We start from the raw sequence: 218 nt of genomic DNA, 5'->3' as shown, positions 1-218 counted from the left end.
GCTGCTCCGGCAACGGGACGCATTCTTCCGTCTCGTCTCCTCGGCAGCTTCTTCCTACATGTATGCCCTCCCTCCACTTTTTCCACCATGGAGGGTCCATTCAAATCGGTGATAGGGGGGGAAGGTGGCGTCGGCGGTAACATTTATACTTTAGATGGCCACAATATCGATTGTACCCGTAAATAAAGAGGTATGATGAAGACATGGCTATGAGGTGA

This window comes from Candidatus Eisenbacteria bacterium (genome assembly GCA_030017955.1).
GTDB lineage: Bacteria > Eisenbacteria > RBG-16-71-46 > JASEGR01 > JASEGR01 > JASEGR01.
The sequence above is the reverse complement of the archived record's forward strand: the minus strand, read 5'-3'. Positions refer to the sequence as shown.